Source organism: Bacteroidota bacterium, from assembly GCA_039111535.1.
Classification (GTDB): domain Bacteria; phylum Bacteroidota; class Rhodothermia; order Rhodothermales; family JAHQVL01; genus JBCCIM01.
Genome location: JBCCIM010000165.1, coordinates 1 through 14,349, shown reverse-complemented (window position 1 = coordinate 14,349; position 14,349 = coordinate 1). Strand labels below are relative to the sequence as shown.

General features: G+C 52.3%; 14 protein-coding genes. 2 read left to right on the top strand and 12 right to left on the bottom strand.

All coding sequences use genetic code 11. From position 1 onward, the window contains the following. The 10 genes from AAF564_20455 to AAF564_20410 all read right to left on the bottom strand — a co-directional run. Window positions 1-458, bottom strand: a 458-nt coding sequence (locus AAF564_20455) for a phosphoenolpyruvate-utilizing N-terminal domain-containing protein (GenBank protein ID MEM8487935.1), incomplete at its 3' end; no start/stop codon positions are given. 73 nt (window positions 459-531) lie between these two features. Further along, window positions 532-801: an HPr family phosphocarrier protein gene (locus AAF564_20450; GenBank protein ID MEM8487934.1), complete on the bottom strand. Its 270-nt coding sequence runs from the start codon at window positions 799-801 to the stop codon at window positions 532-534. Between the two features lie 68 nt (window positions 802-869). After that, a complete protein-coding gene (locus AAF564_20445) occupies window positions 870-1,868 on the bottom strand; it encodes a polyprenyl synthetase family protein (protein MEM8487933.1) in 999 nt (332 codons plus the stop codon). Window positions 1,869-1,971: 103 nt separating this feature from the next. Further along, complete coding sequence (locus AAF564_20440) at window positions 1,972-2,616, bottom strand: adenylate kinase (GenBank protein ID MEM8487932.1); 645 nt, start codon at window positions 2,614-2,616, stop codon at window positions 1,972-1,974. A 123-nt stretch (window positions 2,617-2,739) separates the two neighbouring features. After that, window positions 2,740-3,249, bottom strand: a complete 510-nt coding sequence (locus tag AAF564_20435; protein ID MEM8487931.1) for a hypothetical protein — start codon at window positions 3,247-3,249, stop codon at window positions 2,740-2,742. Then, the gene (locus AAF564_20430) at window positions 3,233-3,754 is read right to left on the bottom strand and encodes a phage holin family protein (protein ID MEM8487930.1); all 522 of its coding nucleotides are present in this window, start codon (window positions 3,752-3,754) and stop codon (window positions 3,233-3,235) included. Before AAF564_20430 ends, AAF564_20435 begins: the two co-directional genes overlap by 17 nt. Before the next feature lie 47 nt (window positions 3,755-3,801). After that, the gene (locus tag AAF564_20425) at window positions 3,802-4,854 is read right to left on the bottom strand and encodes a hypothetical protein (GenBank protein ID MEM8487929.1); all 1,053 of its coding nucleotides are present in this window, start codon (window positions 4,852-4,854) and stop codon (window positions 3,802-3,804) included. Next, window positions 4,847-5,377, bottom strand: coding sequence for a cytochrome c (locus AAF564_20420; GenBank protein MEM8487928.1), 531 nt, complete (start codon window positions 5,375-5,377; stop codon window positions 4,847-4,849). The genes AAF564_20425 and AAF564_20420 overlap by 8 nt, the downstream gene beginning before the upstream one ends. 175 nt (window positions 5,378-5,552) lie before the next feature. Then, window positions 5,553-8,825 carry a family 16 glycoside hydrolase gene (locus tag AAF564_20415; GenBank protein MEM8487927.1) on the bottom strand — a complete coding sequence of 1,091 codons (3,273 nt, stop codon included), beginning with the start codon at window positions 8,823-8,825 and terminating at the stop codon, window positions 5,553-5,555. Window positions 8,826-8,902: 77 nt separating this feature from the next. Beyond that, entirely contained in the window at window positions 8,903-9,727 is an 825-nt protein-coding gene (locus AAF564_20410) for a hypothetical protein (GenBank protein MEM8487926.1), read from the bottom strand. A gap of 309 nt (window positions 9,728-10,036) precedes the next feature. On the opposite strand from AAF564_20410, the gene AAF564_20405 reads away from it, so the two are divergent. Both AAF564_20405 and nagB read left to right on the top strand, forming a co-directional pair. After that, window positions 10,037-11,173 carry a PQQ-dependent sugar dehydrogenase gene (locus tag AAF564_20405; GenBank protein MEM8487925.1) on the top strand — a complete coding sequence of 379 codons (1,137 nt, stop codon included), beginning with the start codon at window positions 10,037-10,039 and terminating at the stop codon, window positions 11,171-11,173. A 148-nt stretch (window positions 11,174-11,321) separates the two neighbouring features. After that, window positions 11,322-13,310, top strand: a complete 1,989-nt coding sequence (gene nagB, locus AAF564_20400; GenBank protein ID MEM8487924.1) for a glucosamine-6-phosphate deaminase — start codon at window positions 11,322-11,324, stop codon at window positions 13,308-13,310. 68 nt (window positions 13,311-13,378) lie between these two features. Here the strand turns inward: nagB and AAF564_20395 are convergent, their stop codons facing one another. After that, window positions 13,379-13,906 carry a gamma carbonic anhydrase family protein gene (locus AAF564_20395; GenBank protein ID MEM8487923.1) on the bottom strand — a complete coding sequence of 176 codons (528 nt, stop codon included), beginning with the start codon at window positions 13,904-13,906 and terminating at the stop codon, window positions 13,379-13,381. Beyond that, window positions 13,903-14,193: a hypothetical protein gene (locus tag AAF564_20390; protein MEM8487922.1), complete on the bottom strand. Its 291-nt coding sequence runs from the start codon at window positions 14,191-14,193 to the stop codon at window positions 13,903-13,905. The genes AAF564_20395 and AAF564_20390 overlap by 4 nt, the downstream gene beginning before the upstream one ends. Window positions 14,194-14,349 lie beyond the last annotated feature (156 nt).

The window sequence follows — 14,349 nt, the reverse complement described above, 5'->3', positions numbered from 1 at the left end:
CGAAAATAGTCGCTGCCGCTTGCCTCCATCCTTTTACGGCTTTCTGAGATAAACGCATCGACTGCAAAGCCGGCATTTACATTGTCGCGCGTAATGAGTTCGGTAACTGAGGCCAACAGGACTTCATCTTTTAGCATGAGCGCCTGTGCCTCAAAAATACTGGCGCTGCCTTCTCCAAGCTTTTCACGGGCAACTGTTGTAATCTTGGTCAGCTCTCGCTCAGCAGCTTTTACAGCATCCCTGAATCGTTCAACTTCTTCTGCCAATTGGGCATCAGGCAGTTGGCGTTTGCTCACTGTTATTTCGGTACGCGCATATTTGTAGGCCTTGCCAATCGCTATACCGCGGGAAACAGCTATGCCATCCACAATGGTTTCGCCGGCTTCCGTTTTTTGATACGCATAGGTGCGCCCATCCCGATCCATGGACTTGTCGTAAGATGCGCTGCGTTGTCCCATTACGATGGATTGATTAAGGTCTGTCCGAAGGGCTGGTTAACAAGCCGGGCAGTAGCGTTGCAACCATTGGTCCTTATTTTTTCTCGCCAAATCCCGATTCAAAAACCGCGACAATGGCATCAGCGGCGGCAGCTTCGTCTTCGCCTTCAAACGTTAGGGTCAGTTGGGCCCCCTGCTCTGCTGCCAGTGTCATTACACCTATAATACTTTTGCCGTTGATCTCGTAACCCTCTTTCTCAATAAAAAAATCCGCTTTATAGCGAGCGGCTTCGCGTACGATCATTGAGGCCGGCCGGGTGTGCAAGCCGGCCTGATTCAGCACTGTAACTTCACGAGTCACCATATCACGATAAATAAAAGGCTTCTTACACACAGCACGGGCGCACGGTACGTTGGCGCGCGGCGTGCAGATTAATGCAACCTGGTCTGCATGGCATCAAGGAGCCAACGAACGGTAGCAGCAGCTTCGGAATCTCCCAAAACCTGCAAGCAATCCTGGGCTATAGACGTGTGATGCAGCACAGCCTGTTTTGCGTCATTAAGTATACCATTTTCTTCCAACAACTGTTTGGCTTTCGGAATTTTGTCTTCAGCCAGGCCGTTGTGTGCTACAATTTTCTCGAAGAACGCCCGGGCCACTTCGTTGTCAGACTCCAGCGCCCGCAGCAAGAGGTATGTTTTTTTGCCTTCGATCAAATCGCCTCCAATTTTCTTGCCCCACTTGGCCGTTGCTGCTGTTATATCGAGTAGGTCATCCTGGATTTGAAAAGCGCGCCCTACTGCCTGGCCCAGCAATTGCAATTTTTCCTGCGCGGCCTGGTCACAATTCCCAACGAGGCCACCAAGTTCGAATACAGCTTCGAGCAGGGCTGCGGTTTTCCCGTCGATCATTTGGATGTATTCATCAACGGTAACATCCGACCGTGTTTCAAAATCTTTATCCAGGGCCTGCCCTTCGCAGAGGCGTTGCACCATGCGGTGGTATACCTGCTGCATGCGTGCCTGATTACCAGCCGGCGTAGCGGCCAGCAGTTGGTAAGACAGCCCCATGAGGTAGTCGCCAGACAAAATGGCTGTGCTTTCATCCCATTTTGTGTGGATGGTTGGGTTGCCCCGCCGGGTGTCCGCATTGTCCATGATGTCGTCGTGGACGAGCGTGAAATTGTGAAACACTTCAACAGCCAGCGCGGCTGGCATTGCCTGTTGCCGGGTGGTACCAAAGGCTTCAGCCGTGAGCAGCAGCAAGACAGGACGCAGGCGCTTTCCGCCACCCGAAAGCACATAGCGCGCCGGCGCATAGAGGCTTTCTGGCTTTTGCTCAGGAATCAGGTTTGCCAACGCATCTTCAACGTCAACACGTAATGCTTCAACCAGCGCCTTTGCCGGTCTGGCATGTTCAACAGATGTCATGTAAGGATGGACCTTATGGTGGTTGTCAAATATTACGCAGCATCAACAGGTACGATGCTGAAGTATTGTGCCGGGTAGGTCTCCGGGCAATGTCGTGTTTGGACTACTCCGCTTCTGCCTCGCTCATCATGTGGGCGCCAATAGCTTCTTGCACCTCTTCGAGGCTCTTGGTCCCGTCGATTCTCAAGTAGTTCGGATGGTCCGTATAAAAATCTTCTACCGGCTTGGTTTTCTTGTGGTAAATGGCAAGCCGCTTCCGTATCGCCTCAGCACGGTCATCGGGCCGCTGGGTCAGGAGGTCAGGGTCAATATCCTGCGGCGGCGGATTAAACTCAAGGTGGTAGTTCTCTTTTGTAATCTTATGCAACCGTCGCTTGCTTAACCGACTTACAATGACCTCATCGGGCACCTTGAGGCTCACAATGACGCTCAAATCGATTTCGTGGTTGTCAAGGAAGAGCTTGAGCCACTGCGCTTGCTCAACGGTGCGCGGATAACCATCCAGAATAAACCGGTTATAGCCGGCCTGCTCGATGGCCTCTTCGGTGAGGGTACGAATCATGGCATCGGGCACCAGCTTTCCGTGGTCGATGTAGCTTTTTGCTATCGCCCCCATGTCGGAGCCGGATGCTATAACCTCCCGTAAAATATTGCCAGTAGAAATATGGGCAAGTTGGTACTTCTTCACCAGCAAACTGGCCTGCGTACCTTTACCTGCACCGGGAGGGCCAAACAAGAGCACACGCATCACACTATACCGTATCTATTATCAAATATGAAACGCAAAAGGAGAGCTGCTCCTACCGTCGAACGCGGCTCATGCCTCATTCCCGGTATCAGACGTGTTCACCAATGCGCAGGATTGTCAGAGTTAGCTATCGTCTTTTTTTTCTAACCCAGAAGTAGTCGGCGCGTTGGCCTGCTCTTCAAGGAAATTAAAAAACGATTTTTTAGCAAAGCCCATGGCCATATCGAGGCCAATTCCCATCAGCTTGCCCGCGATCCCGCCAGATTTAGGATTCCCATAGGCCTCGCGCGGTGGCGGGGGCATCGAACTGCGCATAGCTTCACGCAGTAGTGCACCCACTTCTTGCTCAGTTGCGCCATTGTCTCGCGCCGCTTCAATGAGGCGCTCGATATAGGTGTCTACCAGTTCATTTTGGCGGGTTTTTGCGCTTTTTCTACCGGCAATCAATCCCACCAGGATACCTGCTGCCACAGAACCTGCTACTGCGATCCAGGGGTTACTTTTCAAATACTGCCGCACATCAGCGCCAGTGGACGTCATTTCGCCCTGGAGCGCCTCGATTCGGCGGTTTATTTCGTCTTCTTTTTGCTTCAGTCGGGAAGCAACAGCCTCCCGGCTACTGGTCTTTTGCATGGTTGTCCGTAGTCAACTCGGAAGTCTTAAGCGGTTTCAGTTGTTGCGGCGGCTGCCCGGCCAGCGGCTCGGGTGCACCATCTCCCGAAAGTTTAGGTGGCGCATCATCAACGCGCAAGTCATAGGTTGCGGCTTCTTTAGCAGTACCTTTGCGCTTGCCCACCCATTTAACAATGAAGGCAACAAGCACAAGCAGTCCGGTTACAGCAAGGAATCCCCATGCGGGGTTGCCTAACCATGTACCGAGGCCAAATGCAAGTGCAATAAGGCCAAAAAGCCCCGCAACGAGCAATACAGCAAAAAATCCCACCTGGTATGCAGCCTGCATACCCGTGGCTTTCATTTCCTCCTTAACATCAAGGAGGACAAATTCTATTTTCAGCTCGAGCCACGATTTCAGGTCTTCTACCAGTCCGGCTGTATGGCCGGCAATCCGCTCAATTTTGGCTGGATCTTCCCTGGTGCCCTGTTCAGACGTGTGCTTTTGTTTTTCTTTGGTGCTCATGAAACTGGCATGGGCCGCCAATTAGGCGTTCCCTTAAGATAACAGTATCAAAGTGCTTGCAGGAAGTCAAGCGTGTCAACGGTATCAGCACACCAATCCAATGTCGGCCGTTGTGCATCACCGAAGCTCACCACAAGCGGGCCCAGATCAAATTTGCCTTGCTGCCCCTGTCCTGCAACGATAAGCTGAATTTCTTCTTTATGATCACGTATCCAACCGACAAGTTCTTCCTCGGTTCGATACTCAACCCACCGCACGTGCCCGGGCTCCTGGGGTTCAGGATCACCTTTGCTCACCAGAAACTCCATGCCTTCTCCGTACGCGTGTGAGACATCAACAGCGGCCAGAAACGCCTGTTTCATCTTAAGAGATCCGGGTGTTCGAGGATGAACAGGGAAAATACTTCGAAAATATGCAAAAGACTCCAGGTAAGGATCAGGTGCGAGTCCTTCCGGCGCCCAAATGATCGCCGCATTGCGGCATCCGAGGCCCTCGTGAAGCAGCACGTCTTCTGCCAGGTTTTCGCGCATCTGGGGTGATTCTTTGCCCGTCAATACGGCAATGCTGTACTTATGCCCGCGCAATAGGCGATGAGATTGCGGGATCTGATGGTTATCACAGGCAGCAGCTACTTCCTGCATCGTCTCATAGCTGCCAGATGCAATGACAGCGTCGAGGTCGTCGTAAAGTTCGCTGTACGCCACGAAGTCTGTTTGCAGATCGGGAAAGGCTTCGATCACCTCAAAAGCAAACGCCGGCAACAAATGCGGAGAACGCGAGGACAGCACCCCCCTGTATGCAGCACCACTCATCACAACAGCCAGCCAATCTTGCAATCCGACCAGCGGGATGTTGCCGGCATTGAGCACGCCTACAGCCTTCCACTCACGCACCTGCCGGCCCTTCAGCCAGGCATGCAGGGCATCAACAGTAAGCAAACTCATCTGCTGGTTGATGGCAAACGTGAGCGCTTCTTCAGTAAACCGGTTTTCCAAAACGAGCGTATCCTCAACAACTGAAAGCCGTTGAGGATACGCTGGATCGAGCCACCTGGTGGCTACATCTGAAATTGCTTTGACAAGCGCGGGCTGATCAATCACCCTCAGGAATACCGAGGTTTTCTTCTTTGTTCAGCTCCTCAATGGTCCAGACATCTCGCTCGCCTACAGAAGCGCGTACACGGGCAACTTCGTCCTCAGTAACCGCATCTGCATCATTGTCAAAATTGGCACGCACATAGGTGAGCACGTCTGCAATCTGCTTGTCGTTCAGGAAGCCTCCCCAGGGCGGCATCATGCCGCTGTAAGTGACGTCATTTACGACAATTTCCCCGGTCAGTCCGTGCATAATCATACGAATGAGCCGGCCTTTGTCACCAGACACATACTCGCTCTCAGCCAATGGTGGAAAGACACCTGTCACGCCTTCACCGCCTGCCATGTGGCAAGACATGCAGCGTGTCATGTAAATCTGTTCACCTTCGTCATTAAAAATGCCGTCGGTAGATGCGGTAGCGACAGGCGTTACGCCTGCATTGATGGGTTCTACCGGTTGTCCTACAAACGCCAAGCTGACCATTGAAATCATCAACAGTACAAACAATACTGGCAGGTACTTCTTCATGCTTTAAAACTAATCTAGGTTAAGGGCACCTGATTTCAGAATGCATGTTAATGCCTCTGCGTTCCCAGGCTGCGCACTTTTTATCTTTTTATACGCTTTGCAGAACAAAAACGCTCGTTGGATGGCCTTGATGTTGTGTTTCCGTATTTTCGGGTTATCGAAAATCGGTAACACGTTACTTATCGTTGGAAACCCAGCGGTAGCGCGTCACTTTTGAGCCCGGCGCAGCATACCAAAAGCCGGTAAACTCAGCTACGTAAATGGAGCCATCTGGCCCTATATCCATGGAAATAGGCCGTGTACCGCGAAGCGTGTCAAATTCTTTCACATCAACGAGGCGAGGCGACTTCATCGTATAGGTCTCACCATTGGTTTTTGTGATTTCGATTTCCTCTTCGACAAGCTTGCCATACTTGATCCAGCTACGCGCCCAGTCATAAACAAACACGCGGTCCTGGAAAATTGGCGGAAAGCCACCCGGGCCTTTGTGCTTGTAAATTGGACCACCAGAAGCAGACCGTCCACCCGTTTCGTAGGTGTATTCCCATACGGGCGGGCTGTAGTTCGGAATCATGTCTGGTGTCCACTCATTGTACGCCAGCAGACCAATTTCGCGTGGCCAGCCGAAGTTCTCCCCACCTTCAGACGAGATGTTGTACTCATCGTAGTCAAACTGGGCATCCGGGCCAACAACACCGATGAACAGGTTGCCGTTATCCGGGTCAATTTTGAAACGGTACGGGTTGCGCAGGCCGTAAGCATATACTTCCCAACGCGCGCCGGCTTCGCCGTAGAACGGGTTATCTTTCGGAATGCTGCCATCTTTGTTGATGCGCAGAATTTTACCACGAAGGTCTTGCAGGTTCTGTGACGTACGCTCGGAGTCAACCAAACGCGACCACTGGACCTGTTCCAGGTTGTTCGATGACTTGAACTCGTCCATTTCTTCGTCGCTAATTTCCCACTCAGGGCGCGTCTCAGACATGCCTGTATCCCCTGTTGAAAGGTACAAAGCGCCATCTGGGCCCCATTCGATATCGCCGGCCTGATGACAGCACTGTGGCTCTGTAGGTACGCGTAGCAGTACCTCTTCAGTATCCATGTTCAGCATGCCGTTCTCGTATTTGATACGCGTCAGCTGATTGATAATCGACTCCTGTTCGGCATAAAACACGTAGACGTAAGGATCGCCGCCATAGAAGTTCGGGTCAACTTCGATGCCGTAAAGGCCATGCTCGATGTTCTTTGGATCCGTTGTAGGCAATTCGGCAATAAGCTTCGTTTCGCCAGTTTCATTGTCGTAACGGTGTACTTTGCCGTTCAGCTCTGCAATCCAGACGTTGCCTTCATCATCTACAGCGAGGTCATCCGGCCATACGTTGTCCGAAATGGTTTCTTTAACCATGTGACCAGAGAAATCAGATTCGATGCGGTTGGCTGCCATGCGCATGCCTTGTAGCAGGTGCTCTACAAAAGATGGCGTTGTCCATACATCCGGAAAATGACCCAGCTTGGTATAGAATACGCGGCCGCCGTTGTGTTCGCGCAACCACGAAATTGGATAGTCGTTGCGATACGCGCCGCGGGCATCAGCTTCGGGCTCTACGCTATCCATGTCAAGTGAAAGCAGCACTTTCGAATTCCAGCGTGGATTTTCATCCAGTACATAAATTTCGTCGCGAATCGTAAATGAATCGCCGTAGTGGCTAACGGCGGGGTTGTCTTTTTCCTCAACAAGAATGCGAACGCTTTGCGTCCACGGGTGCGACACAAAAAGGCCACCGCCTACCATGTTTTTGTAGTCTTCCCAGTCGTAGAAAGCGTCAAGCGCTGAGTGCGCGCCCACCACGCCTTTGCCCTGGGCAAGGAAATCCATGATAGCATCTTGTTGTGCCTGAGTGACCAGTTCTTCCGCTCCCTTCTTCTCAACGGTACCATCGCGGCCACCAGAGAATGGCACGTCAAATCCGCTTACGGAGAACGTTCCTTTGATATCGTTGCCATTTACATCAGCTTTCCCATCGATGCGACCAAAATCTGGTGTATCAAAGTAGAATGTAAGGGCATCACCGTCGCGCTTTAGGTCCATCAGCGGCGCAGCGCCCTGGCTAGGGTCGTTTGTAATGCTGCCTTCGAGGCCATCTGCATCAGCCAAAGCAATGTAAAGCGTCATGGTGCCATCTGGTGCTTGCGACTCAACCGTCCAGTTACCAGCAATGCCGGCATCTTGCGCCATCACTTTCGTTCCTACAACAGGTACCTCAGCGCCGCCGCCTACAATGGTGCCTTTCAGTTCGTCGCCGTCGAGCATGACATCAGCAACAAGTTTGCCCATACCGTCAACTTCCCAGCTGAACCCAAGCTTGTCGTCTTCTACCACGAGATCGGACAAGTTGTAGGTGCCAGGAAAGAGGCTAAACTGTGCCTGGCCGCTGTGGCCATCGTCAGCGTTAGAAATTGCCAGCCGGCCTTTTACTTCACCCTGTGGCGTGTCAACAGACAAATCCCAGGTGCCGTGGTCGCCCATGAGCGCGGCTTCAGCTTCGCTGCTCCCTTCGCTTTTGAGGCGAAGCGTTGAGTTGGCAAAGAAAAGCAGGTCGTAATTGGCCAGGTTGTCTTTTGTCAGTACGGATACATCTTCGGTGACATCCACATTGAATTCGGTGGTGGCACTCAATGCTTCCATAACTTCTTTCGACATGTCGATGGCCGGCCCGTGGCGGAAGCCGTGCGTTGTAGCCAGCATCAACACATTAATCGGATCACGCGCTTCTTCAACAGCAAAATGCTCAGCCAAAGACTGCGCAGCGCCTGTATCACCAAGTGATTTAACCCGGATATTCCGGAAAGAGACCCGCGACTCATCATCATGGTTCTGCAATCCAATCATGCCTTCTAGTGAACGATCTCCGTAGAAGTCGTTTACCTGCTCGCCATTCAGATAAATTTGATAGCGCTGCCCGGTAACCTTGATTTTGTACGTATTCCACTCGCCAAGCGGCTTTGAAGCAAGATGAAACGGTGCAGAGAAGCTGTAAATAGAACCTGTCTGGTTAATCGGGTTCTGGCTGTCGTCAATCTGGATTTCGTAGCCCGTATTCACAGCATACCAGGGATCGGGTGCGTCTGGAAATCTAACAAATACACCGGAGTTGGCTTTTTCATTGGTTGACATCCATTCCAGTTCGAGCTCAAAATCTTTGAACATCTGGTCTTTGTAGTAGAACAGCCCCATGCCGCCTTCAGACGTGATGGTCCCATCGTCATTCAACGTGAACGAGCCCGGACCGGTCATTTCCCAACCTTCGGTAGATGTGCCGTCAAACAGGTCCATCCAGGCGTCGGACATCTCGGGTGCTTTACCCATTTTATCAGCGCTTGAACACCCAAGGACTGTAACGAGCAGCAAAGCAAAAACGGATACTCTATAAATGGCTTTAATAATCATGCTATTGTTTATCAAGGGGCCGGCTGCAGCGCCGCCCTGTAGTTTGGTGAGCAATTCTTTTGCGGGAGAAGCTGGAATCAGGTGCCAATAAAGCCGCCGGCCTGGGCTTGTTCGACAGCGGCTTCGATGCCGCCTTCCATTTTCGCCGGCATAACTTTACCGTCTTTGTTCGCATCCATACCTTCGAGCACGCGTTTTGCAAGATCAGCCATGCCCTGCGCATGTTTGCGTGCTTCGGCGGTATCCCCGTCGTAGTTCACTTTCATAATGTTGATGGCCTGGGAGAACACCTCAAGCAGCCAACCTGTATCCGCTGTGGAGAGCCAGAATTCGGACGGGGAATCCCATTCTCTGGTCAAGTCTACACGCGGTTGACGCTCCCCTTTCGTAACACCATCATCCATTTTCATCCACCCGATTACATTGTTCAGGGATGCCATGGCAGCTTCTGCGTGTTTTTTCTGCGCCATGCTGGAATCGCTGTTGTCGAGTACTTCCTGGAGCATGTGACGAACGGCGCGCCCGCGGCCCATGATGCCAAGCTGGGTGACATCGGTAATTTCTGGAGGGGTGACGCCATAGCGCTCAGCAAACGCTTCGTCAAACATCCCGTTATCCGCCTGCCAGCGTGTTTTCCAGCCATGAATATTTACAGCGCCGGCCTGATCAACCTCGCCAAGCCCGGACTGCGAGCCCCAAACAAGGGCAAACACCGCGTTGGCATTTGCTTTTACAGCGGCAACATCAGCCGCGCCGGCAGCTTCTACACTGACCTTGAGGACTTCCTGTGCGAGGTCGTGGATTTCCGTCAGGTGCGCAGCAATATCAGATTGCGCGTGCGATTCCTGTACGCCTGCTACGATGAATGAAACGAAGAAACACAGAGCTAGAGCCAAACGCATAGTATGCTTTTAATATTTAGTGGATTATGGGGGTACTAGTGGATCCAAAGCGGCCCAAATATACCGAAAGGGCAGCTACTCATTCAAGGAAAAATTTTATGACAGGCGACCTTATTGCGCCTTCAACTGTAAACAAGCTAACGAAATACAATCGCCCATAGTTACGAAGATTCAAGCCTTCACATCAGAAAAGCCCTTTTCTACAGCAACAAGATGGTGAATCATGATGGTGGGTCAAGCGACAATTGGGCATCGTAATAAATAATGACGCCGTTCATAGTTCCAGTGTTAACCGCTTCGCAATCAACAATGTCTAAATATACACTTTTTCTCGCTGTCCTGATGTTTGCAGGATGCAGCCAAACCACTGAATCCCTCGAATTTGCATTTCCAAACCTGAGTTTTGACCGTCCGGTCGACCTCCAACACGCCGGCGACGGCACGGACCGCATTTTTGTGGTAGAACAGGCCGGCATCATCAAGGTATTCCCTAATGACGTACAAAGCAGAAGCACGCCCGTATTCCTCGACATCGAAGACCGTGTAAGAGACAACGGAAATGAAGAAGGGTTGCTCGGCCTGGCTTTTCATCCCCTGTATACGCAAAACGGGGCCTTTTTTGTCAACTATACCGCATCTGATCCGAGGCGCACTGTAATTTCGCGTTTCACCGTAGATCCTGCCAATCCTGACCTCGCAGATGCCGCAAGCGAAGAGGTTTTGCTAGAAATTGCGCAACCCTATGGCAACCACAACGGCGGCCAGGTTGCGTTCGGGCCAGATGGTTACCTCTATATAGCTACTGGCGATGGTGGTTCAGCCGGCGACCCCATGCAAAACGGACAAAACCGCAACACCCTGCTCGGTGCCATTTTGCGTATTGATGTAGACAACCCGCAAGGTGGACTGCCCTACGGGATTCCTGCCGACAACCCGTTTGCAGGCCAGGGTGATCAGTTCAAAGAGGAAATATACGCCTATGGCCTCCGTAATCCGTGGCGCTTTAGCTTTGACGTGGTTACAGGCGACCTTTGGGTAGGCGATGTGGGCCAAAATGAACTGGAAGAAGTTGACCTTGTGGTAAATGGGGGCAACTATGGCTGGAAAATCCGTGAAGGCGATCGTTGCTTTGAGCCGGCAGACAATTGCCCTACCGACAACCTCATCGATCCGGTTGTAACCTATGGCCGCAGCAGCGGTGGCTCCATTACCGGAGGGTATGTGTACCGGGGCTCAACCTTGCCAGAGTTTTATGGTAAATATTTTTACGCCGATTATGCTTCTGGGCGCATCTGGTTCATTACTATGGATGGAGAAACACTGAGCGAACAGGTCGAACTGGCAAACTCAAATCTCCACATTTCTTCATTTGGAGTTGACCAGCAAAATGAACTATATATATGTGCTTTCGATGGCCGCATTTACCGGTTAGGGCGCCCGCAGTAACGGTTGGGTGCACTTCCTGGGTATTGACCCAACCCGTACCGTAGTTTGTGGCCTGCTGATGTCGCATGCGCCTTTGACGCCGGAGCACCTTCGGCCGGCCCATGCTACCACCCTGCACCCTGTTCATCGCGCTGAGTAATCCACCCTTATGTATCTAGCGAAAGAGTCTTCGGACACCCAACCCGCCACCACACCACACCTTGCAGAATTGGGCATCCAGCTTGAGCGCGCCCGCATCAAAATCTATGAAGACCCCGGCGCGCTTGCCACGCATGTGTCGGGCTATATCGCTGATTTAATCAGGGCGCGCCAAAAAGAAGGCCTCAACCTCGTTTTGGGGCTTCCTACGGGCTCCACGCCGATTGGCGTCTACAAGCAGCTCATTGAACTGCATAAAAATAAAGGGTTGGACTTCTCCAACGTGATCACCTTCAACCTCGATGAGTACTACCCCATGAAGCCCGATACGCTCCAGAGCTATCACCGCTTCATGTACGAAAATTTCTTCGATCACGTAAACATCCCGGCTGAACAAATCCATATTCCGCTGGGTGAACTGGACCGCTCAGAGATTGCGGGCTACTGTGAACAGTACGAGCAAGATATTGCGGATGCCGGCGGCCTCGACCTTGTGCTGCTCGGTATCGGACGAAGCGGTCACATTGGCTTTAACGAGCCAGGCTCGAGCGCACAGACGCGTATGCGGCTCATTACGCTGGATGAACGCACAAGAAACGACGCGGCCAGCAGCTTCTTTGGCGAACAAAACGTGCCACGTGAAGCCATCACGATGGGTGTAGGCACCATTCTCGACTCCCGCGAGATCATCTTGATGGCTACCGGTGAGCACAAAGCTACCATTATCAGGCGTGCTGTTGAAGAAGAGCCTAACAAGCTGATTACAGCGTCTTTCCTGCAATCGCATCCCAACGCCACCTTCATGGTCGACGAAGGCGCTGCCGGCGAGCTAACGCGCAAGAAAACGCCATGGCTTGTTCGCGATGTAGAATGGACGGACGATCTGACCAAAAAAGCGGTTATCTGGCTTTCCGAAAAACTGGAAAAATCAATCCTCCGCCTGGAGTCAGCCGACTTCTTCAACAACCGGCTCCACGGCCTGATTTACGCCAATCCGAATGTGGACGCCCTGTGCCGGCAGATTTTCGAAGATCTCCGCAAACGCATTGTGTACCAGGACCACCTGTTTCGCGAGAAACGCGTGATCTGCTTTAGTCCGCACCCGGATGACGACGTGATTTCGATGGGCGGCATGCTGGACAAAGTTGTGGCAAACGAAAACGACGTCACCGTTGCCTACATGACCAACGGCTCCGTTGCGGTCTTTGACGCAGACGTCCGCCGCTACCTGCAGTTTGTAGACATGAGCATGGAAGTGTTTGGCATCGACCAAAAGGCACTCAACCATTTTCACGGCGAAAGCAAGCGCATACTGGACTTCCTGGAGCAGAAAGAGCCGGGCGAAGTGGACATCGAGGAAGTGCAGAAAATCAAAGCCTTCATTCGCTACTCTGAAGCCATCGCTGGCATCGAAGTAATTGGTCTTACGCCGGAAGATGCGCGCTTCCTCGACATGCCGTTCTACAAAACTGGCACCGTCCGTAAAGACCCAATTAGCGAAGCAGATGTACAGGTAGTATTAAACCTGCTCAACGAAATTGAACCGCACCACATTTTTGTAGCCGGCGACCTCTCTGATCCGCATGGCACCCACCGGATGTGTTACGATGCCATCCGTGAAGCGCTCATGCGCTACCGCAAAGAGCGCGGCATTGTAGATGCAACGCAGCTCAAGGTGACCCCGGAAGCCATCCAGTACGCCCCCTCCGCAGAACACCAACCGCTTGTGTGGCTATACCGCGGTGCATGGCAGGAATGGGAAATTGACCGGGTGGATGTATTCATCCCAATGTCAAAAGCTGACCTCGACCGCAAAATCGAGGCGGTCTTCAAGCACGAAAGCCAAAAAGACCGGGCCATGTTTCCGGGCGCCACGGATGCACGCGAGTTTTGGGAACGCGCACGCGACCGAAACCGCGCGACAGCCGACGCCCTTAACAAGCTTGGCCTGCCCGAATTTTATGTAGCGGAAGCTTACGTAACCAGCTACGAGATGTAGGTGCCAAACCCATTTATGGGTTTGGGTTGAAGGTTGCTGGTTTAAGGTTGAAGGGTTTTGGGCCTTTGCTAGTTCTTGGGGACTAAGCCGCCGTTTCTGAAGGCTTTGCTGTTTTGGAGGTAGCTGTCGGCGAACTTGCCGATGCCGGCGATTTCTTCTTCTTTTAGTGGTCGGACCACTTTTGCCGGCGAACCCAGCACCATAGATCCCGGCGGCACAATGGTGCGTCCCGTAACGAGGGCCCCTGCCCCAACAATACTCCCTTCCCCAATCACAGCATTGTCGAGCACAATTGCTCCCATCCCGATTAACACGTTGTCTTCGATTGTACAGGCATGGATAATTGCACCGTGCCCGATCGTCACCCGGTTGCCAATGGACACAGGGCCAGTGTTGCTGGTGATGTGAACCACGGCATTGTCCTGGATATTCGACTCTCGCCCTATGCGGATGCGGTGGATGTCGCCGCGAATGGTGACGTTAAACCATACGCTTGTGTAAGCACCGAGTACAACATCCCCCATCACGTCCGCTGAAGGGGCGATGAAGTTGGTGCCGTCGTAGGTGGGCGTGATGCCGTTGAAGGTGTAGATCATATTTCGGGTTTTCGGGTTTTCGGGTTTTCGGGTTTTCGGGTTTTCGGGTTTTCGGGTTTTCGGGTTTTCGGGTTTTCGGGTTTTCGGGTTTTCGGGTTTTCGGGTTTTCGGGTTTTAATACGAACAACTTCCGACTCGCCAAAGAACATTGCAATGCCTCCCTGCCAAACTCCCCTCTTGAGAGGGGTGGACCAGACATCCAAATGGCTGGTCCGGGGTGTGTACGCAACGATTGAGACACTCCTACCCACCAGGCCACTTGCGCTGCTATCAACAGCAGAGGTCATGCAGCCTTCTGCTTGCCCAGATTCTTCGCACGGCTCTGTTAGACTTATAAAGAGCAATATAATCGTTATTTTCTCTCCGAACATGAGTGGTGGCACAAGCCAACGCAGGGCTCAAGCACACACGTTGTTAGAAAACACTGTGTTAGAAAACAGCTT

Excerpts from the sequence above, each read along its gene's own strand:
- AAF564_20445 (MEM8487933.1), bottom strand. The coding sequence starts at position 1,868 with ATGACATCTGTTGAACATGCCAGACCGGCAAAGGCGCTGGTTGAAGCA.
- nagB (MEM8487924.1), top strand. The coding sequence starts at position 11,322 with ATGTATCTAGCGAAAGAGTCTTCGGACACCCAACCCGCCACCACACCA.
- AAF564_20430 (MEM8487930.1), bottom strand. The coding sequence starts at position 3,754 with ATGAGCACCAAAGAAAAACAAAAGCACACGTCTGAACAGGGCACCAGG.
- AAF564_20420 (MEM8487928.1), bottom strand. The coding sequence starts at position 5,377 with ATGAAGAAGTACCTGCCAGTATTGTTTGTACTGTTGATGATTTCAATG.
- AAF564_20410 (MEM8487926.1), bottom strand. The coding sequence starts at position 9,727 with ATGCGTTTGGCTCTAGCTCTGTGTTTCTTCGTTTCATTCATCGTAGCA.
- AAF564_20415 (MEM8487927.1), bottom strand. The coding sequence starts at position 8,825 with ATGATTATTAAAGCCATTTATAGAGTATCCGTTTTTGCTTTGCTGCTC.
- AAF564_20435 (MEM8487931.1), bottom strand. The coding sequence starts at position 3,249 with ATGCAAAAGACCAGTAGCCGGGAGGCTGTTGCTTCCCGACTGAAGCAA.
- AAF564_20395 (MEM8487923.1), bottom strand. The coding sequence starts at position 13,906 with ATGATCTACACCTTCAACGGCATCACGCCCACCTACGACGGCACCAAC.
- AAF564_20405 (MEM8487925.1), top strand. The coding sequence starts at position 10,037 with ATGTCTAAATATACACTTTTTCTCGCTGTCCTGATGTTTGCAGGATGC.
- AAF564_20390 (MEM8487922.1), bottom strand. The coding sequence starts at position 14,193 with ATGACCTCTGCTGTTGATAGCAGCGCAAGTGGCCTGGTGGGTAGGAGT.
- AAF564_20440 (MEM8487932.1), bottom strand. The coding sequence starts at position 2,616 with ATGCGTGTGCTCTTGTTTGGCCCTCCCGGTGCAGGTAAAGGTACGCAG.
- AAF564_20450 (MEM8487934.1), bottom strand. The coding sequence starts at position 801 with ATGGTGACTCGTGAAGTTACAGTGCTGAATCAGGCCGGCTTGCACACC.